Annotated in this window: 19 protein-coding genes; 7 read left to right on the top strand and 12 right to left on the bottom strand. The window is 47.3% G+C overall.

The annotated features are described in order from the left end of the window. Positions 1-5 precede the first annotated feature (5 nt). From HRE53_RS07450 to HRE53_RS07440, 3 genes are all read right to left on the bottom strand, one after another. Positions 6-686, bottom strand: a complete 681-nt coding sequence (locus HRE53_RS07450; protein WP_235109759.1) for an energy-coupling factor ABC transporter ATP-binding protein — start codon at positions 684-686, stop codon at positions 6-8. Then, positions 683-949: a hypothetical protein gene (locus HRE53_RS07445; protein WP_212662877.1), complete on the bottom strand. Its 267-nt coding sequence runs from the start codon at positions 947-949 to the stop codon at positions 683-685. Before HRE53_RS07445 ends, HRE53_RS07450 begins: the two co-directional genes overlap by 4 nt. Before the next feature lie 146 nt (positions 950-1,095). Further along, positions 1,096-2,067: an aspartate carbamoyltransferase catalytic subunit gene (locus tag HRE53_RS07440; RefSeq protein ID WP_235109758.1), complete on the bottom strand. Its 972-nt coding sequence runs from the start codon at positions 2,065-2,067 to the stop codon at positions 1,096-1,098. Between the two features lie 177 nt (positions 2,068-2,244). Between HRE53_RS07440 and HRE53_RS07435 the strand changes: the two genes are divergently transcribed. Continuing rightward, entirely contained in the window at positions 2,245-2,850 is a 606-nt protein-coding gene (locus HRE53_RS07435; RefSeq protein ID WP_235109757.1) for a hypothetical protein, read from the top strand. Positions 2,851-2,891: 41 nt separating this feature from the next. Here HRE53_RS07435 and HRE53_RS07430 read toward each other — a convergent pair whose 3' ends face one another. The 5 genes from HRE53_RS07430 to HRE53_RS07410 form a co-directional block, all read right to left on the bottom strand. Then, positions 2,892-3,734: a sulfurtransferase gene (locus tag HRE53_RS07430; RefSeq protein ID WP_235109756.1), complete on the bottom strand. Its 843-nt coding sequence runs from the start codon at positions 3,732-3,734 to the stop codon at positions 2,892-2,894. Positions 3,735-3,751: 17 nt separating this feature from the next. Continuing rightward, positions 3,752-4,981 (bottom strand): LL-diaminopimelate aminotransferase, encoded by a 1,230-nt coding sequence (locus HRE53_RS07425; protein WP_235109755.1) that lies wholly within the window; start codon positions 4,979-4,981, stop codon positions 3,752-3,754. Continuing rightward, entirely contained in the window at positions 4,954-5,118 is a 165-nt protein-coding gene (locus tag HRE53_RS07420) for a hypothetical protein (protein ID WP_235109754.1), read from the bottom strand. Before HRE53_RS07420 ends, HRE53_RS07425 begins: the two co-directional genes overlap by 28 nt. 230 nt (positions 5,119-5,348) lie before the next feature. Continuing rightward, positions 5,349-5,654 carry a P-II family nitrogen regulator gene (locus tag HRE53_RS07415; RefSeq protein ID WP_212662872.1) on the bottom strand — a complete coding sequence of 102 codons (306 nt, stop codon included), beginning with the start codon at positions 5,652-5,654 and terminating at the stop codon, positions 5,349-5,351. Positions 5,655-5,658: 4 nt separating this feature from the next. Then, entirely contained in the window at positions 5,659-6,639 is a 981-nt protein-coding gene (locus HRE53_RS07410) for a sodium-dependent bicarbonate transport family permease (RefSeq protein ID WP_235109753.1), read from the bottom strand. A gap of 1,061 nt (positions 6,640-7,700) precedes the next feature. Here HRE53_RS07410 and HRE53_RS07405 point away from each other — a divergent pair. The 5 genes from HRE53_RS07405 (at position 7,701) to HRE53_RS07385 (ending at position 14,384) form a co-directional block, all read left to right on the top strand. Then, the gene (locus HRE53_RS07405; RefSeq protein WP_235109752.1) at positions 7,701-11,684 is read left to right on the top strand and encodes a choice-of-anchor I family protein; all 3,984 of its coding nucleotides are present in this window, start codon (positions 7,701-7,703) and stop codon (positions 11,682-11,684) included. Positions 11,685-11,904: 220 nt separating this feature from the next. Then, positions 11,905-12,645 (top strand): hypothetical protein, encoded by a 741-nt coding sequence (locus HRE53_RS07400; protein WP_235109750.1) that lies wholly within the window; start codon positions 11,905-11,907, stop codon positions 12,643-12,645. Positions 12,646-12,762: 117 nt separating this feature from the next. Then, a complete protein-coding gene (locus HRE53_RS07395) occupies positions 12,763-12,996 on the top strand; it encodes a hypothetical protein (RefSeq protein WP_235109747.1) in 234 nt (77 codons plus the stop codon). Between the two features lie 31 nt (positions 12,997-13,027). After that, complete coding sequence (locus HRE53_RS07390) at positions 13,028-13,627, top strand: DJ-1/PfpI family protein (RefSeq protein WP_235109746.1); 600 nt, start codon at positions 13,028-13,030, stop codon at positions 13,625-13,627. A gap of 190 nt (positions 13,628-13,817) precedes the next feature. Then, positions 13,818-14,384 carry an SRPBCC family protein gene (locus HRE53_RS07385; RefSeq protein WP_212662867.1) on the top strand — a complete coding sequence of 189 codons (567 nt, stop codon included), beginning with the start codon at positions 13,818-13,820 and terminating at the stop codon, positions 14,382-14,384. Positions 14,385-14,431: 47 nt separating this feature from the next. Here HRE53_RS07385 and HRE53_RS07380 read toward each other — a convergent pair whose 3' ends face one another. Continuing rightward, positions 14,432-14,830 carry a DUF4345 domain-containing protein gene (locus tag HRE53_RS07380; RefSeq protein WP_235109745.1) on the bottom strand — a complete coding sequence of 133 codons (399 nt, stop codon included), beginning with the start codon at positions 14,828-14,830 and terminating at the stop codon, positions 14,432-14,434. A gap of 116 nt (positions 14,831-14,946) precedes the next feature. Between HRE53_RS07380 and HRE53_RS07375 the strand changes: the two genes are divergently transcribed. Next, on the top strand, positions 14,947-15,558 hold the full coding sequence (locus HRE53_RS07375; protein ID WP_235109744.1) for a TetR/AcrR family transcriptional regulator: 612 nt from the start codon (positions 14,947-14,949) through the stop codon (positions 15,556-15,558). Between the two features lie 75 nt (positions 15,559-15,633). Here the strand turns inward: HRE53_RS07375 and HRE53_RS07370 are convergent, their stop codons facing one another. The 3 genes from HRE53_RS07370 to trxA form a co-directional block, all read right to left on the bottom strand. Beyond that, positions 15,634-20,181: a GAF domain-containing protein gene (locus tag HRE53_RS07370; protein ID WP_235109743.1), complete on the bottom strand. Its 4,548-nt coding sequence runs from the start codon at positions 20,179-20,181 to the stop codon at positions 15,634-15,636. Between the two features lie 319 nt (positions 20,182-20,500). Further along, the gene (locus tag HRE53_RS07365) at positions 20,501-21,592 is read right to left on the bottom strand and encodes an LOG family protein (RefSeq protein ID WP_235109742.1); all 1,092 of its coding nucleotides are present in this window, start codon (positions 21,590-21,592) and stop codon (positions 20,501-20,503) included. 158 nt (positions 21,593-21,750) lie between these two features. Continuing rightward, positions 21,751-22,074 (bottom strand): thioredoxin, encoded by a 324-nt coding sequence (gene trxA, locus HRE53_RS07360; protein ID WP_010472447.1) that lies wholly within the window; start codon positions 22,072-22,074, stop codon positions 21,751-21,753. Positions 22,075-22,254: the final 180 nt, after the last annotated feature.

Below are 22,254 nucleotides of genomic sequence, written 5' to 3'. Positions count from 1 at the left end.
AATCCTTAACTGGAGGCGGATTGCCATCGTTGGATGAGTTTCTCGCGCATGGATTCGGGTTGGCCCTGGTCAATGACCTGTCCATGTTCCAAGAGAAAAGCGCCATCGCAATAGTCAAGTTCTTCTAAGCGGTGGGTGACCCAAAGAGCTGTAATACCGCGTTTTTTGACTAGCCTCTGGACCTGAGCGACCAGATCTCCTTGGCTTTCAGGATCCAATAGGGCTGTGGGTTCATCTAACAACAGGACTTCGCAGTGGCGGGATATTGCACCTGCGATCGCAATCCGTTGCTTCTGCCCGCCGCTAAGGGCATAGATGGGCCGCCGTTTGAGATCGATCAAGTTGACCGCATCTAGGGCTTCATTGACCCGCTGGTGAATTTCAATGATAGGGAGGTTCTCTTCCACCAATCCAAAGGCCACATCGGCCCCTACAGTGGGCATCACCAACTGATGGTCTGGATTTTGAAAGACAAATCCCACGGGCTGGGCCACGTCGATTTGCCCAGATTGGGCTTTGAGTAACCCCACCAGAAGACGCAGCAAGGTCGATTTGCCACTGCCATTGGTGCCCAGGAGCATCCAGAACTGGCCTTTGGGCACCTGCAGTGAACAGTTTTTTAAGACGGGCTGATCTTTCGACCATCCAAAAGATAAATTTTGCAGTTGGATGGCGGGGGAGGTCATGCGCCTAGCTCAAAGAAGCCTGCAGCTCGGCCTGCGCCTGCGCCACCAGACTTGTCAGACATTTGTACAGCAGTGATTTCGTTGACCAGGACGGCTGCTTTTTTATCGGATTCGCGATCGCAAGTCAGTTCTAAAACGGTCGGATTCCCAGATTTAATGGCTTCTAAGACTTGGTGATAAAGCGCTTCAGCATCTGCGGATTCTTTGCGTTGAACGGAGAGTCCTAAAGGAGTGCCACGAAGGGAAATGTCAATGGTGTACATATAAGGTTAAACGTGCCGTATGAGGTGCATTCACAGGAATTAACAGGTCTGAAGTCCTAATTATAGGTATAAGACCTGCGATTGTCCTGTTCCAGTATTGCAAATTCCCGCTTAGACTGTGCAGGCTGGAAAATCAAATCTTGATTTTAGTGGCTGTGGTTGCTGATCAGATAAAGCAGGGCCATCCGCACGGCAATACCGCTGGTAACCTGATGGGGAATGAGGCTGAGGCTTTCGTCATCCATCAGATCAGAGCTAATTTCGACCCCTCGATTCACCGGGCCGGGGTGCAATACTTTGACTTGGGGTTGGCATCGTTGGATGCGATCGCGGGTAATCCCAAACCGTTGATGATACTCCCGAATACTGGGAATCAAATGTTGACTCATCCGTTCATGCTGCAGCCGCAAGGTCATCACAAAATCGGCATCTTCTAAGGCAGGATCGAGAGACCAATGCACCTGTGCCCCATAATCAGCAAAGGCCTTGGGTAATAAAGTCGGTGGCCCCGCTAAATGGACTTCAGCGCCACAAGTAACCAAGCTCGATAGGTTAGACCGGGCCACCCGTGAATGCAAAATATCCCCGACAATGGCGATTTTCTTCCCCGTTAGTAATTGAGTGGCAGGCTGATCGGGGTCGATGCTAGTGCAGAGGGTAAATAAATCTAGCAATCCCTGGGATGGATGTTCATGGAAACCATCCCCCGCATTCAAAACCCCAACATTCTCACCTAAGTCGTCCATGGCTTGGGCAATCATTTGGGGCACGCCTGAGTCCTGATGACGGACTACCATCATGTCAGCGCCCATCGCCAGGAATGTTTTGGCCGTATCTAAAATGGTTTCTCCTTTACTGAGAGAGGAGGTTCCAGGAGAAAAGTTGAGGACATCAGCAGAGAGCCGTTTGGCTGCCAACTCAAAACTACTGCGAGTCCGGGTCGATGGCTCAAAAAATAGATTAGTGACTAACCTGGCTTGCAGGGTCGGGACTTTTTTAGTCTTGCGATACAGTACGTCTTTGAAGCTGTTGGCCGTTTGTAGGACGATATTTAATTCATCGACGCTAAAGTCTGCCAGGGATAAAACATGATGACGATTCCAGGTCATTTCAGCCATAAGACCCCAACTATAATTGACAAGCAAGCTAGGCAACTCAAGTTGCTGCAAGCAGTATATCGGGATTTGGCTAGGACGACTCAATACAGATCCATCACATATACTACTGACAAGCCTGCTTGTACATTGACCTAAAGATAGCCTCGCAACATTGAAGTGATGGTGCGTTACCCAGTAATGTCTAAATCTCTCACCTATACTTACATTGGCCTCTGCGGGTTCCTACTGTTAGCTTGCCAACCTAAACCGCAGATTATTAATCAGTTCCATCGCAAACTAACACCTCAAGAGATAGAAAATCTAGCCCAAGAATCCGAATCTGAAGTCATAGCTACAAAAGACTCTGAAACTCAGACTTTTATTCTTTGGGATAGCCAAGTCAAGGGGCTTTCTACAGGTTATTATTCTGCACATGTTATTGAATTGGACAATAATCAAACGTCCTCATATATCAACAAAAGTACTTATAATGCTGCCGACAATCCGCAGAAAAAGGTGTCTATTTCCATCAGCGAAATAGGTCATAAAAAAATTGGAGAGTCAAAGCCTGAAGCATCTTTTCACCATGGGGAGGTTGCTATAGTGATCCGCGATTCAGCGATCCTTCAACAGATGGAATCTGCAAAGTTGACGTTTAAGGATCAGCAAAACACGGTTGTACCTAGTCAAGGAAAAAAGGGAATTCTATTTCAGTATGATTCTTCTAAACGTGACTGTTGCTCCAAGATAGAGCTACTCTCAAAATCCGGTAAAGCTTTATACTCTACAAACCGTCCGTTCTAATCGCTATCACAAGCTTCAAATCGGTCGTTTAATACCCTTCTCTATTGAACTTGAGCTTCCATATTATCGTCCAGGGCATAGGAGCACCAATCACTCCAGCTCCCGGCATAGAGTTTGCCACCTTTAATCCCTGCTATTTCTAGAGCTAGTAAGTTTACACAAGCTGTGACACCTGACCCACAATAGACAATCACTTCGTCTGCACGGTTTAAATCTGCATAATGAGCTTGTAATCCAGAAGGAGTGAGTAAAAAACCTTGCTCATTCGTTACGGCTTGCCACGGATAGTTGACTGCCCCTGGAATATGCCCGGCCACTGGATCAATGGGTTCGTGATTGCCGATATAGCGTTCGTAAGCCCGAGAATCTACTACCACCACATCGGGTTGATCTTTGTAGGTTTTGACGGCCTGAATATCTACAATTTGCTCAGGAATTGTAGTTTCTTGAAACTCACCTGAACGGACTGCAGGCATATCGGTTGTGACTGGATAGTGGGTTTGATAAGCGGCAAATCCTCCATCCAGAACCGCAACAGAGGTATGACCCAGATAGCGCAGTAACCACCACAGTCTGGAGGCAAAGGCTTGCCGACTATCGTCATAGGCCACAACCAAGGTGTCTGGTGTAATGCCCATCTGAGAGAGCTTGGCTCCCAATTGAGAAATCTTAGGTAAAGGATGCCGTCCCCCATGAGTTTGCACAGGAGATGACAAATCCTCATTCAAATCTAGATAATAGGCACCCGGAATATGGCCTGCCTGGTATTGCTCTTGTCCCTGCTGAGGTGCACTGAGGGCAAACCGACAGTCCACAATCACCACCTGCACATCTTCAAGATGTTCATGCAGCCATTTCGGTGAGACCACATTATCTAAAGCCATAGATCAAACCAAAATGTTTAGAGATTGGCTGTAATTCGCTTCATGGCTTCTTCAACATTGGCCCGACTATTAAAGGCCGAAATGCGGAAGTAGCCTTCACCTGCTGCGCCAAATCCAGACCCAGGGGTACCGACCACGTTGGTTTTGTTCAACAACTGATCGAAGAAGTCCCAGCTAGAGATGCCGTTCGGTGTTTGCACCCAGACATAGGGGGCATTGACGCCTCCAAATACCTGTAACCCAGCAGCGGTCAATTTCTCTCGAATAATTTTGGCATTTTCGAGGTAGAAGCTAATTAAGCTTTTGGTTTGAGCCTGACCCGCTTCAGAATAGACGGCTTCTGCACCGCGCTGGACGATATAAGAGACACCGTTAAACTTGGTGGATTGGCGACGGTTCCACAGCTTCCAAAGCTCGACATCTGAGCCATCAGCCGCTTTGGCCGTTAAGGTTTTAGGTACGACGGTGAGGGCGCAGCGAGTCCCGGTAAAGCCCGCATTTTTTGAGAAAGAGCGAAATTCAATCGCACAGTCTCTGGCTCCATCTATTTCATAGATGGAATGGGGGATCTCAGGATCAGTGATAAAGGCTTCATAGGCGGCATCAAACAGAATGATGGAGCCATGGGATTTGGCATAGTTCACCCAATCCTGCAGATGGCTCTTGCTCGCTACTGCTCCTGTGGGGTTATTGGGGAAACAAAGGTAAATCAAATCCACTTTTTGGCTGGGAATTTGGGCTGTGAAGCTGTTGCCCGCATTAATGGGTAAGTAGGTTAGCCCTTCATATTCGCCTTGGTCATTACAAGGCCCCGTATGTCCAGCCATGACATTGGTATCGACATAGACGGGGTAAACCGGATCGGTAACGGCAATGGTGTTGTTATCGCCAAAAATATCGAGGATATTGCCACAGTCACATTTGGAACCGTCAGAAACAAAAATTTCCCCGGCATCCACGTCACAACCCCGTGACTGAAAATCATGGGCGGCGATTTTCTCCCGTAACCAGCCATAGCCTTGCTCAGGACCATAGCCTTTAAAGGAATCTCGATTCCCCAAATCTTCAACGGCTGTGACCATGGCACTACGGCAGGCTTCAGGAAGGGGTTCTGTCACGTCCCCAATGCCAAGCTTGATGATTGGTGCGTCAGGATTGGCCTCAGCAAATGCGCTGACTCTTCGACCAATCTCGGGAAATAAATAACCTGCTTTGAGCTTTAAATAATTGTCGTTAATCGTTGCCATGTTGTCTTAGCGATGAACACTCTCAACCAGCTTACTAGGAACGCAACCGTTCCACTGATGAGATTTGGTTCAGTAGACAACAACAGGCTTTGAGCTACAGTCTGCCGATTAGGGGCAATGCGATTGAGGCTACGCATAACCATAAGCCGACATGCATGCAGTGATTGAAGAATCGTTTAGGCATATTGTTGAACCACGAACGCTTGCTTTTGTTTATGTTCGCTTGTCTTTTCTCGTTCTTTCACCGTGAAAACACTGATTTTTGGGTATAAAACAATATTTTTTATGGATTGATTTAAGGATTGAACGGCAGAGTCAATAGCGTAATTGTATTGATTTTATGGTTTGATTTCTATCGCCCGTTGAGTTAGCTAAGGCACCGAACTGAGCGAATCTCTTGGGTATCTGTGACGTAGCAAGTTCCGCCAAACTTATTGAGTAAGGGGCGAATATTGTCTACGACCTGCTGGAGTAAGTCAGGCGCACAGAAGGCAATGATATAAACATTGTCCAGCATGGTGTGGTCTAAATCTTCTGTGGTGCCCCTTAAGCCTTTGCCCGCTACATTTCGAATGACAGCATGGCCATGAACCCCGGATTTATCCAAGGCATCTAGGATTTTAGCGAGTTCAAATGAATTGGCAATAATTTCAATTTTTTTAACAGGATGCATGCTCTTAACTCCATAAAAACTCGATTCCAGCAAGGTATAGAGGGATTCCGACAATAATATTGAACGGAAAGGTAACTGCCAACGCCGTGGAAACATAGAGGCTTGGATTGGCTTCAGGAACGGTCATGCGCATTGCAGCGGGGACGGCAATGTATGAAGCACTGGCGCAAAGCACTGAGAATAAGAGGGCATTGCCAACGGACATACCAATCAGTTTGGCAATCACTAATCCGATACCAGCATTGAGTATTGGTATCAGTATGGCAAACCCGACTAGGAAAACTCCTGTTTTTTGCAAGTCTTTAATTCTTCGAGCGGCCACTAACCCCATATCGAGTAAGAAAAAGGTGAGCACACCATAGAACAACCCTTGAGTGAAGGGCTCTAGGACTTCCCAACCATGTTCTCCTGTGAGGACGCCAATAATTAGACTACCGACGAGGAGAAACACTGAACTGTTGAGAAAGGCTTCTCTTAAGACTTCTGACCATTCAAAGTCTTGCTCTTTGCCGTCCTCTTTGTTGGCAGCAAATAGGTTGACTAAAATCAAGCCAACGATAATAGCAGGTGATTCCATCAAAGCTAGGGCAGCAACCATAAAGCCATCAAAAGCAATATCTAGCTCGGTTAAGAAGGCACTGGCCGTAATAAAGGTGACGGCACTAATGGAGCCATACGTGGCTGCGATCGCAGCTGCGTCATAATTCCCCAGCTTGATTTTGAGAATAAAGAAAGTGTAGACCGGCACAAAGCAGGCCATCAGGATTGCGGCCCCGAGGGTAAGCATTACATCTTGGGTAATGCCGCTCTTAACCAGCTCGACCCCGCCTTTAAAGCCGATGGCAAAGAGAAGGTAAAGGGAAAATAATTTCGGAATCGGAGCTGGTATTTCTAAGTCGGACTTGACAAAAACAGCCGTCATACCTAGGAAAAAGAACAGCACAGGTGGATTCAGAATATTGGAGATGATGAGGCTAACATCCATATAGATTCCTCCTGATGCAACAGCAAGCACACAAAAAACTATGTAGAGATTATTTCTCTGACAAACCCTTGTTTATCGTGGACTGCGCTCAGATGTCAATAAGTGAAAAAACTGTTCAAATTTGACAACTGTAGATGTATCAGTCCATACAAAATATAAAGCTAAAGAACCTACTGGTAGTTTTTTTTCTTCTCTTATATTGTTGAATTTAGTGACAGAGAATAAATTCAACAATCAGAGGTAATAAAAGACGATGTAAGTAAATTAATTAACTTTTTTGATAAGCTATTATATAGTGTTTTAACTTTCTGATTATCCTTGAATACGGTCGTTGTACGGAGCGGATAGCCACGATCTTAATATTTATTATTTGTAGTTATGTTTAGTAGAGTCATTGATTTATCTGACTTCGCTGTCCCTAAAAAAATCAGAATTAGAATTAGGCGATGTCTAAAATAAATAGGCAGCATAAATAAATTCTAAATATATTGAATTTGGCTTAGGGATTTTAACTATTTTTTTTGATTTATAGATCGAAAGTAATTGCACCTAGAAACAGAGATATATCATCAAAAAAATATTATTATTTTGGGTTTATTATATAAGTATTTTATCAGTAGCCCTCACTGGGTGTAGCTGTCTTTTATTGAGCTGAATTTGTATATCGATCCTTTTCGATGCTGTCTTTTAGTTGTAAAAAAAAACGGTTTATTGCATGGCTATGAATATTGGCATAATCAAAGCTTAACCAGAACTGCTGCTCTTCTTAAACTTCAGTTTAGCTAACCTTTACATCCCTCTGGGAGTCTAACCTACGGTGCTTCCAAAGCAGTGTTTGTACTTTTTAATGCTGCTTGCCAAACATGTGGAAGTACTTCTTGCTTGCCTGATTCTTTGTTGGGGGATGGCCGTATTTTTAGTTAACGAAGAATCAAATATCTCAATCTAGTAATCCCGACTCTGTATCTAAATTTAGCGACCCTCAATTTGCTGAAATTGAGTCCTCTTCTGGAAACTCTTGAGTTTTTAGGTTTTTTTTTATTGTTTGTTTAGGAATACTCATGGCTACTTCCCTCTCTGCTGGTGACATCGCCATTGTTGGTGTCAACTCCGATAATCCTGATGACTTTAGTTTTGTGCTGCTCGTTGATATCGATGCTGGGACTGAAATTCGCTTCACTGATAGTGGTGTGCGCAGTGATGGTAGTTTTCGAGCCAATGAAGGAGCCGTCAAATATACTGCGCCCTCAGCTCTGATAGCGGGGACCGTTATTAATTTTGTTCACAACACTGCCGACTTCATGGCTGACAATGATGCGGCCGTTGGAATCAGTGGGTTCTCCCTATCCACCAGTGGCGATCAAATTATTGCCTTTCAGGGACTCTCCACCAACCCCCAATTCCTGTTTGTCCTGTTAACGAACAGCACAGAGTTTCAAGCCGATGCAACCTCTTCAAATACATTGGCACTCCCCCCTGGCCTTGGGGTGGGAACCTCGGCAGTTGCTGTAGGGGCTGGCACTGGGCCGACCCAAGAGGTGGATAATGCGGTTTACAGCGGTCCTGTGACAGGTACCCCTGCCGAACTGCGAGCGGCCATTAGCGATGCCAGGAATTGGACTGGGGATACCTTGCCCATCGATTCCTTCACGATGGGTAATAGTGGCCCAGGAACGCCGGTAGGAAGCAGCTCAGACGGTCCCTTGAGCAGAATTGGTGGAGTTACTCTGGATAATGGGGCTGAAATTAATGCGTTTGATGCCGCTTCCCAGAAACTGTTTGTCGTGTCTGGTGAAACAGAGTTACAGGTGGTGGATCTGAGAGATCCAACCAACCCTGAAGCCCTGACCTCTATCGATTTATCTAGCTTTGGAGCAGGAGCCAATAGCATTGCCATCAGTAATGGTGTGATTGCAGTGGCGATTGAGGCTGATCCGTCCACGAGTAATGGCACGGTTCTCTTCCTCAATAGTGATGGTGAGATTTTGGGTCAGATTGAAGTGGGTGCCCTACCGGATATGCTCACCTTTACGCCAGACGGCACCAAGGTTTTAGTCGCGAATGAAGGCGAGCCTGAAGATGATATTGACCCAGCTGGATCAATTAGCATCATTGATTTGTCTGCAGGGTTTGACAATCTATCGGTACAAACGGCTGATTTCACAGCCTTCGATGGGCGGGAAGCAGAACTCAGAGCCAAAGGTGTTCGAATCTTTCCCGATAAAACGACTTCTGAAGATGTTGAGCCGGAATTTATCTCTATCTCTCCAGATGGGGCCACGGCTTTTGTGACTTTGCAGGAAAATAATGCCTTTGCGGTTGTGGATTTGGCCACGGCGTCCGTGACGGATATCTTGCCCTTAGGGGCCAAAGACTTTAGTCGTGGCCCGGCCCAACTCACTCAACTGACTTTGGAAGACTTACCCAGTCTAGGGACGACCCCCTCTGGACAAGAGATTCTTTTAGGGGGCCTATCGGGCCTGTGGTACGAAGGCACCGACCCAGATTCGGGCAATCTGATCTTTTACACCATTCCCGATCGCGGCCCCAATCCCGACACCCTAGATGTCGATGGGGATGGCATCAAAGAGCGGCCCTTTGCCCTGCCCGATTACCAAGCTCGCATCGTCAAATTAGAAGTTACTCCCGATTTAACCAGCGTCACGATTGCCGATCAGATTTTCCTCACCCAGGGAGAGGGGATGCCGATTACAGGACGCTCCAATATCAGCAATGAAGCGGTTGATGAACAGCCGGTAGATTTGTTTGGAAATCCCCTCACCTTTGATCCCTTTGGCGGTGATTTTGAAGGAATTCTGACGGATGCTAATGGTAATTTCTGGATGGTGGATGAATATCGTCCCTCTATCTATCAGTTCTCGCCCACAGGTGAGCTGTTGAATCGATATGTACCTGAAGGGACTGCCGCCCAGGCTGGCTCAGGAGACGATGATGAGAACGAGACAGACATCAGTTTCGGTACAGAAACCTTGTCTGCGGAATATATCAATCGTCGCCGCAACCGGGGCTTTGAAGCGGTGGCGCTGGATGATGAGACGGGTATTCTCTATGCCTTTATTCAAACACCCCTAGCTAATCCCGATCGTGCCACCTCTGATAATTCTGACGTGATTCGAATTCTAGGGATTGATACGGCAACAGGCCAGCCGGTCGCTGAATATGTTTATCTCCTCGAAGATCCGGCGGTGCGTTCCGGTGGCCGAGTCGACAAAATTGGCGATGCCGTGTTTGCAGGTGATGGCAAATTCTATGTGATTGAGCGGGATTCTGCAGTCGGTGAGACTGCCAAGAAATTTATCTTCGAAATCGATATCTCCGCTGCTACTAATTTATTGACCCTCGACAAGGATGAGATTGGCCTCTTCGAAGAGGCTACCCTAGAGCAGCAAACGGCAGATGCACTGGTTGTCGCTGACATCCAGCCCGTCAACAAAATCAAAACCACAAATTTGCCGTCCCTCGGTTACCTCGCTGGTGATAAGCCCGAAGGCTTAGCCTTGCTCCCCGACGGCACCTTAGTGGTGATCAACGATAACGACTTTGGCTTGGCCGAAGGGGATATTCCCCTAGATGGTAGTGTCTTGCAAAGCCCTGACCCCACACCGATTACCCTCGGTTTTATTCAATTTGGTGAGGGTAATACGCTAGATCCAAGCGATGGCGATGGTGGGATTAACCTCAATAATTTCCCTCTCTATGGGTTGTATCAACCGGATGCGATCGCATCTTTTGCTACCAACGGTCAAACCTACTACATCACCGCCAACGAAGGGGATGCCCGCGAGGAAGACGCGCGGATTGCCGATTTGACTTTAGATCCCACCGCCTTCCTGGATGCCGCCACCTTGCAACAAGATGATCAGCTGGGGCGGCTACAAGTCTCCACCATCGATGGGGATATTGATGGAGATGGTGATTTTGATCAGCTGTTCTCTTATGGGGGTCGCTCCTTTAGCATTTGGGATGAAGTGGGCAACTTAGTCTTCGATAGTGGTGATCAGATTGCCAAAATTACCGCTGAACTGGCTCCAGATTTATTCAATGCCGATGACGGAGACCCCGCTGAGTTTGATAGCCGCTCTGATAATAAAGGGGCAGAACCGGAAGCCGTTACTGTCGGTCAGGTGGGCAACCGTACCTATGCCTTTATTGGTCTAGAACGAGCCGGAGGAGGAGTACTAGTCTATGACGTCACGAATCCGACTACTCCAGAATTCCTGCAATATATCCGCGATGATGCCGATATTGCCCCAGAAGGCTTGACCTTTATTGCTGCCGATGACAGTCCCAATGGCAATAGCTTATTGGTGGTCAGTAATGAGGAAAGTGAAACCATTGCGGTGTATGAGTTTACGCCCGAAGTCAAGATCTACGATATTCAGGGTGAAGGTCATCTGTCTGCCTTTGACGGTCTCAAGGTCACAACGACAGGAATTGTGACTGCCGTTGATTTCAATGGATTTTATCTCCAGGATGCAACGGGCGATGGCAATGACGCCACTTCTGATGGCATTTTCGTCTTTACCAGCGCTCCCACCGTCAGCATCGGTGATGAGCTAGACCTCACAGGGCAAGTTTCAGAATTTATTCCGGGTGGTGCTGCTACCCACAATTTATCCATCACCCAACTTAGTTTAGAGGCCGTCGAGGTCTTATCCAGCGGTAACGACCTATCAACCGCAAATGATTTGCTAAGCGGTGGTCTTGGAGCCGATAAGCTCTTGGGTGGTGCCGGGGATGACACCTTAATCGGGGGTGGCGGTGCCGATCGATTGTCCGGTGGATCTGGTGCTGACTGGTTTATCTTGGAAATCGGCCAAGGCCTAGATACGGTTCTCGAGTTTGAGGCTGACTTGGATACTTTGGGGCTATCTGAAGGATTGACCTTAGGCCAACTTAGCGTAACGGCTGATGATGGAGATACTCACATCTCTGTGGCTGGCTCTGAACAGACCCTGATGATTCTCAGAGGGGTTAATGTTGACTTGGTAGACCTATCTATCCAAGACTATTCCCCTGTCTAAGCCCTTGTTTCATGCAGCCGTCCTTTGTGACAGACAGAATGATTGAGCATTCGTTAGGTGTATCATTCTGATGGTATAAAGGACGGCTTTCGAGTACTTAATAAATGCAATCTAGTGAAATATTGACTGTTTTATTTTCTAGAGAGTCATTTATGTAGCTCCTGCAGACCACTAAGACGACAGGCCATATCATTACTTCCATTGGTGAGGGGACGACCATATGAGTATTTCGATTCAAGAAATCAGTATTATTATTGCCGCTAAAGATCTCAGCCCATCCATCCTCAATCCTGATTTCCTCAAGTACAGCGATATTGTGCCGTCAGATTGGGAGTACGATCAGCAGCCCGTCATCTCGAATAGTGGTGCCCGTATTTCCTATAAAAACGGCATTCGCATCACGGCACAACCCAATCGGGTGGCATTTGCTCAGGTCGCTCCCACCAAAGAACAGCCTGAATTTCTGATCCATACGATGGCTGCAAACTTTGCAGAGAAACTCCCCAATGCAGATTATTTGGCTGTTGGTGTTAATCCTCGGGGATTAGTACCCTTCTTTGATAATGAGCGGGGAGCCCATGAGTTTCTATTCCATAAACTGTTTGCTGCGGGTTCCTGGCAAGACTTTGGCCAAGCCCCTGCCCAAGCTGCGATTCAGCTTAGTTATGTCCTAGAGCAGGGCCAGCTTAACTTAGCAATTAATGAAGCCAAGCTGAAAGGCCAAGATGGAAAATCTGTCTCTGCCGTTGTCTTTTCTGGAAATTATAATTACCCCGTCCGGGGAGATATTGGCATCAAGCGAGTCCAGAATGTCAAAGAGCGCATCCAGCTTTGGCAATCCACCGTGACTACGTTTCAGCAACTCGTCAATGAGCGTTTTATAGGGGTTGCTAATGCGTCTGCCTCGAATTCGGATATTCCCATGGCTCCCCCATCTGTGGAAAATGAGATGGTGCTTTAAGTCCTACTTTTGGATGGTGAACTTCCTCAATGGGGTATTCTCCGAGAATGAATCGGCATTGCTGAAAGGTTGCTGAAGCCGTTTGGCGAAATACTGGTCCAATGGATCTGCTTGCCCTTGCCGAGAACCTTAGGAATACACAAACTGTCTTGGACTAAGATGAATATCCTCAAGAAAATCATGGGTGCAGCAATTTTAGCGTTCAATATCCCTCGCATCATTGAGCTGACTCAAACCCTCAGTAATGGCGAAGCCACACCCTATGAAATGGGTCGATTAACGGGGGCCGTTGTGATGACTCTGTTGGCAAGTTGGCTGATATTCTCGAAGGAGACGGCAAAAAAAGCATAGAACAAGTTCTTCCGTAGGGAGTCCAATCGTGATGGCTAGCAAGAAAATTTTGATGCTGGTGGGTGACTTTGTAGAAGACTATGAAGTCATGGTTCCTTTCCAGGCATTGTTGATGGTCGGGCATACAGTACATACGGTGTGCCCCCATAAAAAATCTGGAGATATGGTCAGAACCGCCATTCATGATTTTGAAGGAGACCAAACCTATAGCGAAAAGCCCGGTCATAACTTCTTGCTTAATGCCACCTTTGCAGAGGTTGTTGTTGCCGACTACGATGCTCTGGTGATTCCAGGGGGCAGGGCTCCAGAGTATTTGCGTCTCAATGCTGAAGTTATCAAAATAGTGCAGCACTTTGCCCAGACTAAAAAGCCATTGGCAGCCATTTGTCATGGGGCTCAGGTGCTCTCTGCTGCAGGCGTTTTGCAGGGAAAACGTTGTTCGGCTTATCCCGCCTGTGGGCCAGAGGTGACTGCTGCTGGCGGGGAATATGTGGATCTGGCTGTGGATGATGCGTTGATTGATGGCAATTTGGTGACTGCACCGGCATGGCCTGCTCATCCTAAGTGGCTGTCCGCTTTCTTGCAGGTTTTAGGCACTCGAATTGAGCATCCAGAAGCTGCTTTAACCTGATGTGGGCGAGGTCTTTTGCCTGGTGTTAGAGGGGGCAAAGGCTGTCTGGGGATACACTCCTTGCCATTTCTATAACGCCTGACCGCAGACTGGAGGCCTGGTGAGCCTATGCAACAAAGACAAACTTTCCTTATGCTTTGTAAAGACTGGGTTGTCTTGCTCAACCCCCACCGATGGTTTCACAATCCTAATGATGCAGACCTCTTTTCCCGCGTGCCAGCCTTTAGATAGTTTGATAGCAGAATTGCCTGACTTACAGAAGCAAGCTTTGCAGCGTGGGGAAGCCATCATCTCGGGTAGTGCAGGTGAATATGTCGCTCAAGTCATCATGGAAGGTGAGGCAGAGGTGGCTTGGCAAGTGTTGACGGATTTTGAACATTTAGCAAAATTTCTGCCCAACGTTATTGCTACTCAAGTTTTGGAATCATCTGCACAGCGAACGGTTGTGGAGCAAACTAATATTTCTCAAGTTCTCTTTGCCCAAGTCCAATCTAAGGTGCGGACTGAAAATAGGGTAATGGCTCCTGGGCAATTGGGCTTTCACCTTCTCGAAGGCGATCTTAAGCGTCTGCAAGGGTATTGGCAGGTTTTGCCTCTCACTTCTTCCCAGATCTTAGTCAAGCAAGTTGTTGCTGCAGATGCAGATATGGGGTTTCTGGAGGGCAGCTTTCATCTCCTGTTTCGAGAAACGTTGAAGCGTACCCTCTCAGCTATTCAACAAGAAACCCAGGCCAGAACTTTACTCAAGGTGGCTTAGGTCTGTTTGGAGAGGGAGATTAAGGCTGCAAAAGATTAAGTGAATTTTTAGCCTTGACTGATCCTAGACTGGCGATTGTGAGGGAGTTTAGCCTGCCAGATCAATAGCAAAGGAAAGCATAATTCTAGGCTTGTGAAGACCAGGGCTAGCGGGCTGGGTGCTCCAACTTGCCAAAAAGAAATCACTCGTCCTAGGCCACCCATAAAGATGGCACCTGACAAAATTCGCAATGCCGTCTTGTGTTGTTCAATATTGGGGATGATCCACCAGGCCGTCACGGCTAGAGAAATATAAAACCCGGTGATATAGCGATAGTGGCTATCGAACTCTGGCGTAATCGCTTTAGCAGGCAGCCATCGTCCCAAGCCAGAGGTGAGACCCAGTATCGCCACTATTAAGGGAATCAAGCTTAAGAGCCCTAAGATGAGCTGTAGTCCTCGTTTCATACAAGATTCCTAATGGTGTAGTGATTAGAATTGGCTCAATCCTAATGTTATAATCTATAACAATGTTATAAAGTATAACGCAGTACACTGGTGCTGGAAGCAAGCTACCGTTGCCAGTGAGCAGTGAATCGTATCATCACGGTTATTTGAGAGAGGCATTGATTGAGGCTGCACTTCAGCAAATTCAATCAGAAGGAGCCTCAGCCCTGAATTTGAGTAAGTTAGCGCGCCAGTGTGGTGTCAGCCAACCTGCCGTATATCGTCACTTTGCGAATAAACAGGCTTTAAGTTTCAGTTTGGTCCAATGGGGATTTGAAATGCTGATTCAGCGCTTGCAAGCTACCACTCAGCCTGAGCAAGAAGAGACGTTAACCAGCATCAAAGGCTTAGCACAAGCCTATTTGCAGTTCACCCTTGAGCATACGGAGCTTGCCCGGATGATGTTTAGTTTGAAAGAGCGGGTAACTGACCCCATACTCCATGGGATTTCCAAGCAAGCAGCGGGTCCCTTATATCAAATCGTCACGATTGCCCAAGAGCGTCAGACTCTGAAAGGAGATGATGTTGACCAGGCTGTTCGACTGATCTGGGCTTCAATCCATGGACTAGCAATGTTACTGATGGATGAGCAAATGCCCTATGTGACACAGACCCCTGGAGCAATCGAAGTGCATCTCGATGCGATCGCACAGTTGCTACATGATGGTTTATTTATTCAGCAGCCCTGACTAACCCAGAGTAAAAGAGAGGCCCCGAAAAAACAGATCAACAGCCTGAGGATTGCAAGAGTAAACTGCAGCGGTTTAGCTGGAGACGACAGATGAGGTCTGATAGTTTTGCTTCTCCAACGTTAGCGCCAATCCTACCGCTGCAAATTCTTGATTCAGCTTATTCATCCAGGTGGGAGAGATCGTCAGATTCTCGAGTTTGCTCATATGCTCTAATTCTTTGAGTTGCTGCGTCAGTTGAGTGGCCCCCATAGAGGCGCTCATGGATTTTAGAGAATGGGCAATTTCATTGATTTGGACGTGGTTTGTGTTTGCGATCGCATCCTGCAATCCCTCAAACATTGGCTTTGCATCTTTGAGGAAATTATCAATCACAGAGACGAGAAAACTGCCGCCATCATCTCCACCAATGTCTATCAGGGTCTGGATTGCCGATTGCTCTAACAGAGCAGGCTTCACGTCTTTGGGGAGAGAAGTCTCTGATAATGGACGATACTGACTGAGAGCGGTTTTGAGTTCATCTAGTGACACAGGCTTGCAGAGATAGTTCGACATCCCGGCATCCAAACATTCTTGTCTCTCTTCTGGTAAAGTCCGCCCAGAGACCCCAATAATGTAGGGACGAATGCCTTGTTGATGCAGGGATTGAACCACCTCCAAACCATTCATCTTGGGCATTTGCACATCCAGCAAAATCAAGTCATAAGTTTGGTTCTGGCATGCCTCCACCACTTGCTGACCATCACCGACGACATCGGCCGAATACCCCAGGTGTACCAGACGTTGCACCATTAATTGCTGATTGAGGGTATTGTCATCAGCCACTAATATTTTGAGATTTTCAGGATGGACAGACTCCATCTCCTGCAAAGCGTCTGGCTCAGACTGCTCAGGCTCAGTGTATATATATTGGACGCCAAGATGCTCCGCTATCTTGTCTAGGATGGTACTTTCTTGGCAAGGTTTACGGACAAAATCATCACACCCGACCGAGAGCGCATAGAGGCGATCTTCTTCAAAAGCGTTCGCCGTTAGGGCAATAATCACGGGGGGATTGTCTCCACATTGGGCTTTTATTTCCCGAGTGGCGTTGTAGCCATCCATGACCGGCATGCGCATATCCATCCAGATCAAATGGGGGGCCCATTCCTGCCAAATAGCAAGGGCCTCTTTACCGTTCACTGCTTCTCGAATGTCAAACCCAAAGGGGGCCAGCCATTGCTGCATCAGCTGTCGGTTGGCCCATTTGTCTTCCACAATCAGCAGTCGATAGGTGGGTTGTCCGGCTGCTAAGGCCACTACCTGTCGTGCGGGCTTCACGGTATGAACTTCTGCTGCATCGACGAGAGTGGCTGGAATCGTGAAGCGGAAGGTTGAGCCCTGTCCTACGGTACTATCAACCTCAATATCCCCCCCCATCAGTTGGACAAATCGGCGGCTAATGGGTAATCCGAGTCCTGTCCCTTCTTGGGCACGATAGCCTGAATCAGTTTGAGTAAAGGCTTCAAAGAGCTGGTCAATATCAGATGTTTTGAGGCCAGGACCCGTATCCATGACCGCAAATGTCAGTTGGCAGGTATCCCCTCGCTGGCCTATCTGTTCTGAGGTATCCACCTGGAGCAAAACCTGGCCTTTTTCCGTATAGTTGAGACCATTCCCTAGCAAGTTGATCAGGACTTGGCGTAGTTTCCCTTCATCTGCGAATACAAACTGGGGGACTATCGCTGTCCGTTCAAATTGGAGCTGTAATCCTTGCAATTCGGCTTTGGCCTCCAGCATATCTTGGAGAGAATCCAATAACCGGTACAGATCAAAGCTGACTTGGGTAAGGGCCAACTGTCCCGCTTCAATCCGAGACATTTCTAAGACATCGTTAATCAGTGATAATAAATGTTCACCACTCCGGCCAATAATGCCGAGCTGTTCGGTTTGAGTATCCCTTAATTCAGGATCTCGCTGCATGATCTCTACATATCCCAAAATTGCATTCAGGGGCGTTCGCAATTCGTGACTCATGTGGGAGAGAAAGTCGCTTTTGGCTTGGCTAGCAGCGTCAGCCGACTCCTTGGATTGTTGGGCTTGGTGGAGGAACTCTGTTTGCTGGAGTGCGACGCCTAATTGAGTGCTAATTTGAATCGCGAATTCCCGCTCTTTGACTTGCCATTGCCGAGGAGCTGAGCATTGATGAATCGCTAAGAGTCCCCACAGAATATTGCTCCGAAATAGAGGTACGACTAAATGAGCCTGAACTTGCAACCCTTGCATCATCTCTATGTAACAAGGATGCAAATTACAGGTGTTGAGATCATCAATCGCAAAGACTTGGTGAGTGCCAGGACTGGCGGTATAGCGATCTTGGAAACAGTCGCCTTTGACGTCATACCCCAAGATGGATCGGTAATCGGGGTGGACATCTTCAGCAACCACTTCCCCTTGGCTATATTTAGCACCCGGCAAAAACTGAAAGACCACAACCCGTTCAACTTGCAAGAGTCTACGCACCTCTCGGGTTGTGGTGGCGAAAATAGTTTCCAAATCCAAAGACTCTCGGATTTTGGAGATCACATTTGTCAGAGTATGCTGCTGTTCAGCAATAATCGCTAGCTGTTGAGCCTGATTTTGAACCTTTTCTGTGGCTCCAGCTTGTTGGACGGCAACCCCCAGGTGTGTTGCCAGCTGTGTAATAAAATCAACCTCTAAGGGCTGCCACTCATAAGGATTGGAATGCTGGTAAGCGCCGATGAGTCCCCACAAACGGCTACCGACAAAAACAGGGGCAATCAAAAAAGCCTTGATCTGGTAGTAGTTGTAGGTTTCCAAATGACAGGGAGAGAGGCCAGCTTGGGAAACATCATTCACAACAGATACATGGTGATGACGGTATCGTCCGCCCTGCGTTTCTTGAAGATGAGAGTCATTCCAGACTTCACGAGTGGCATAGACAATCTGTTCCCACTTAGGTTTAACGGCCCGAAAATCATGAATAAATGAGCCGCCCCAGTCTTCATCAAACTGGTAAACTGCCACATGATCGACATCCAGCAATCGCTGGGCTTCCTGAGTGGTAGTCTGGAAAATTGTATCTAGATTCAGCGCTTTTTGCAGTTTAGATAGGATATTGGTTAAAGCTCGCTGTTGATTGGCAATCGCCGTCGAACGATGTAGCTCAGCGGTCCGTTCCTTAATTTGTTCTTCTAAATGGGTATTGAGGGTCTGTACCTGCTGGTAAAGCTGGTATTGGTTAATCGCACCAGAAAACCGTTCTCCTAAGGCTTCAGCCAAGCGGATCTCTGCGTCTGTCCAGGGCTGAGATTGCCCTGATTTGATCTGTCTCCAAGCTTCAAAAGACTGACGAGGAGCTAACTGACGGCTATCGGGGTGATGGAATCCTGCCCAGCGCAGCTCTTCTTCCACCTCATCCCGAAAAATAGTGATGCACCCCAGCAATTCCGTATCGAAATAAAGGGGTAAAATCATCACGCCACGAATGGGAGTGGATTGAAAGGCAGGACTTAAAACCCGAAATAATGGCTCTCGGTAAATATCTGCGATCGCCCATACTGTATTGCTGCGGGTAGAAGAACGGGCCTGGGGCGATAGGGAATAGTTTTTGCGCATCCAGTCCACTGACCAAGGGCGGCTTTCGGCATCAGTGATTTCGACAGCCTGGGTTGAATGCAGATAATTTTGCCATAGGGCATTTTCTTCAATCAATCTGTCATGATCTAATCTGGCGGGTTGATCGCCACAACAATAGAGTTCTGCGGATTGTTCGGACGCAGTATGGCTGAGATACAATCGTCCCCCAGTGCCCTGCATCACGGCCACCATCTCTGTCAGGGCAATCTTTAGCGGAACGGTGGGTTTGGTATATAACAAGGCTGTGACTCGATTCACCCCCGCTTCTTGGGCGGCCTGCTCACGCACCCGGTCTAGTAGGGTCGCTTGACCAATGGCCACTGCCATTTGATCCACCACGGCCTGAATGAGTTCGAGTTCTGCCTCCTCCACTTGACGGGGTTGTGCATGGTGGGAAACCAGAAGGCCCCAGAGACGTTGCCCTTTGTTTAATCCCGTTAAAGCACCTGCCTCGATATTGACCTGCTCAAAGGTGGATTGCTCAATTACGATAGGCACTACCACCGAAGATTGCACTCCCATTGCTTTTAAATATTCGACATGGCAGGGATCGATAGGCCGAAAGCGAATATCGTGATCCTCTAGCTCTGAGCCGGTTTCTGTGCAATTGAGGGGGCTAAAACCAATTTGTTGGGTGGAGAGATCCACCACAGACCGTTGCCGGGCCTTTAGAAATAGTTCACGGGCTGGCAGAGGAATATCATCTGCCGGAAAATTGAGTCCTAATAACGAGGGTAAACGGTCTTCACGAATGGATTCAGCAATGACCAAACCATGTCCATCCGGGAAAAATTTATAGACTTTGACGCGATCGGTGCCTAAGAATGCTCTGACTTCAGCCACTGTCGCTGACAAGATCTCATTCAGCTCTAACGACTGACGGATGCGAGTCGTAATGCGATTGAGAAGGGATTGCTGAGTCAAGTTAGAAGGTTCGTCGGGGAAGGAACAGTCAGCATTTAATTTTGAGGAGGATACATCCATCGTCTAAATCCCGAATTACAGTCTTTGGAACTGTTAGTGACTCGATTTAGGCAATTTCTGCGATAGTTTCACTTTAACCTACAGAACAATATCAGAGTGTAACTGGGTTAACACCCATATCCCAACCAAAAGCCATCGTCCTGGTTGCCACTGTTGCTTCTGGTTATGTGATCAATCCACAAAAATGACCTGCAGACAGGCATGAACTGTCTCATGCCCTAACGTGCCCATTCTTATGGCAAATTTTCACAGAAATTCATCAAAATATTGATCCCAATATTGATCCCTTCAGCAACTTTGTGGGGGTGAGTTAGCGGAGCTATTTTCGTTCAGGATGGTAAAGATTTTGGCTGGTGTCACCCATCTGATTAATGGTTGCAATCATCTGACTTAACCGCCCATGATCACGCTGATTGAAATAGAACACTAATCGAGGTAAATGTTCCGTTTCATCCTGAACCTGTTGAGGTTGAGGTTCTTGCAGATCAAGCTCTTCGGGTAAAGCCCTACTTTTACGAATCTGGTCACGGATCAGAATATCTGGGAATTCCCGGTTTAACCATTTGACTTCTGAGGTGGAGAGTTCTTGATTGAGGCGCATCACTAACCGATCGCCAACATAGCGACTTGAGTGGTAGATCTGGTAGAACCCCGAAATCGCAGCACAAGCCGTCTCCAAATTATCCGTAATTGTGTATAAACGATGGTCATCTGCACTGATCAGCTCTCCATCGATCAGGTGCTTGTGAATATAAGCATCCCAGTCTTGCCAATAGTGAGTGCCTGGCGGATCGATCAAAACCACTGGTACGGGGGGGGACTTTCCAGTTTGACTCAGGGTAAGACATTCAAAGGCTTCATCTTGGGTGCCAAATCCACCGGGGAAGAGTGCGATCGCATCTGTTTCCCGGAGAAAAAACAATTTGCGAGTAAAGAAGTACTTGAAGTCGATCAGCTTCTCATCCCCAGCAATGTAAGGATTAGAATCTTGCTCAAAGGGAAGCTGAATGTTGAGGCCAAAAGACTTTTTCGGCCCAGCCCCTAGATTGCCCGCTTCCATAATGCCGCCCCCTGCTCCTGTCATCACCATAAATCCTTGTTGGGTAACGCAGCGGGCAAAATCTACTGCCATTTTGTAGGCAGGACTATCTGGCGGTAGACGGGAAGACCCAAAGATGGAAATCTTGCGAATGTGTCGATAGCGGTGGAAGACTTGAAACCCTTGCTCTAGATCTTGTAATGCCGCGGTTAGAATTTTCCAATCTAAGCGATCGAGATCCTCTTCAGCCATATTCAGCACCGTTTCAAGGGCCTGCATCATTAGAGGACCATGCTTGAGTTGGGGTAAGACCTCTAGGAAATGATTCAGACGCTGATGTAAAGTAACCGATGGGTCAGGAGACTCAGTCATAAGTATGGGTTAGGCTAGGTCAGCTCAACGATAACAATTTAATGAATAAAAAGTGGCCCTTAGCCAATTAGCTAAGGGCCACTTTAATGGTTTGAATAAACTGCCAATCTTAGTTGCAGTGAACGGATCCCATGTTAGAACCCGAGAAAATTTAAAAACTAGAGATACTTATCTAAGGTACTGGCCAAAGTTGTTTTGGGAACAGCTCCGACAACCATATCGACCCGCTGTCCTCCCTTAAAGACCATGAGGGTAGGAATACTACGAATCCCATACTGACTCGCAACATTAGGATTTTCATCCGTGTTGATTTTTACAACCTTGACTTGACCTTTATATTGCTCAGAGATTTCATCAACGACGGGAGCAACCATTCGACAAGGTCCGCACCAAGGTGCCCAAAAATCAACTAGAACAGGAACGTCACTTTCAATGACTTCTTCTTTGAATGTGGCATCTGTGACTGGGGCAGCTGATGACATGCTTAGAAACCTTTATCGACTGTAGCTTATCTACGATTTGTACCATAGCAGGTTCAACCCCACCTAGACATAAACAGAAAATTAACAATCAAAATGCCGATATCACCGCCTAAAATGAGGAAGCCGCCCGAACAACTGCTCAGGCGGAGTGTGGTGTGAGGAGTGAACGGAAACATGTGT

It is taken from the genome of Acaryochloris sp. 'Moss Beach' (genome assembly GCF_021497025.1).
Lineage (GTDB): Bacteria > Cyanobacteriota > Cyanobacteriia > Thermosynechococcales > Thermosynechococcaceae > Acaryochloris > Acaryochloris marina_A.
Note: the sequence above shows the minus strand (reverse complement) of the source record. Positions and strands in the feature narration are given on the sequence as shown.

Bases quoted from the DNA above. Each gene is read 5' to 3' on its own strand.
- HRE53_RS07385 (WP_212662867.1), top strand. From the start codon at position 13,818: ATGATGCAGACCTCTTTTCCCGCGTGCCAGCCTTTAGATAGTTTGATA.
- trxA (WP_010472447.1), bottom strand. From the start codon at position 22,074: ATGTCATCAGCTGCCCCAGTCACAGATGCCACATTCAAAGAAGAAGTC.
- HRE53_RS07445 (WP_212662877.1), bottom strand. From the start codon at position 949: ATGTACACCATTGACATTTCCCTTCGTGGCACTCCTTTAGGACTCTCC.
- HRE53_RS07400 (WP_235109750.1), top strand. From the start codon at position 11,905: ATGAGTATTTCGATTCAAGAAATCAGTATTATTATTGCCGCTAAAGAT.
- HRE53_RS07390 (WP_235109746.1), top strand. From the start codon at position 13,028: ATGGCTAGCAAGAAAATTTTGATGCTGGTGGGTGACTTTGTAGAAGAC.
- HRE53_RS07370 (WP_235109743.1), bottom strand. From the start codon at position 20,181: ATGGATGTATCCTCCTCAAAATTAAATGCTGACTGTTCCTTCCCCGAC.
- HRE53_RS07420 (WP_235109754.1), bottom strand. From the start codon at position 5,118: ATGCGTAGCCTCAATCGCATTGCCCCTAATCGGCAGACTGTAGCTCAA.
- HRE53_RS07405 (WP_235109752.1), top strand. From the start codon at position 7,701: ATGGCTACTTCCCTCTCTGCTGGTGACATCGCCATTGTTGGTGTCAAC.
- HRE53_RS07435 (WP_235109757.1), top strand. From the start codon at position 2,245: ATGTCTAAATCTCTCACCTATACTTACATTGGCCTCTGCGGGTTCCTA.
- HRE53_RS07430 (WP_235109756.1), bottom strand. From the start codon at position 3,734: ATGGCTTTAGATAATGTGGTCTCACCGAAATGGCTGCATGAACATCTT.
- HRE53_RS07440 (WP_235109758.1), bottom strand. From the start codon at position 2,067: ATGGCTGAAATGACCTGGAATCGTCATCATGTTTTATCCCTGGCAGAC.
- HRE53_RS07415 (WP_212662872.1), bottom strand. From the start codon at position 5,654: ATGCATCCTGTTAAAAAAATTGAAATTATTGCCAATTCATTTGAACTC.
- HRE53_RS07410 (WP_235109753.1), bottom strand. From the start codon at position 6,639: ATGGATGTTAGCCTCATCATCTCCAATATTCTGAATCCACCTGTGCTG.
- HRE53_RS07450 (WP_235109759.1), bottom strand. From the start codon at position 686: ATGACCTCCCCCGCCATCCAACTGCAAAATTTATCTTTTGGATGGTCG.
- HRE53_RS07365 (WP_235109742.1), bottom strand. From the start codon at position 21,592: ATGACTGAGTCTCCTGACCCATCGGTTACTTTACATCAGCGTCTGAAT.
- HRE53_RS07380 (WP_235109745.1), bottom strand. From the start codon at position 14,830: ATGAAACGAGGACTACAGCTCATCTTAGGGCTCTTAAGCTTGATTCCC.
- HRE53_RS07425 (WP_235109755.1), bottom strand. From the start codon at position 4,981: ATGGCAACGATTAACGACAATTATTTAAAGCTCAAAGCAGGTTATTTA.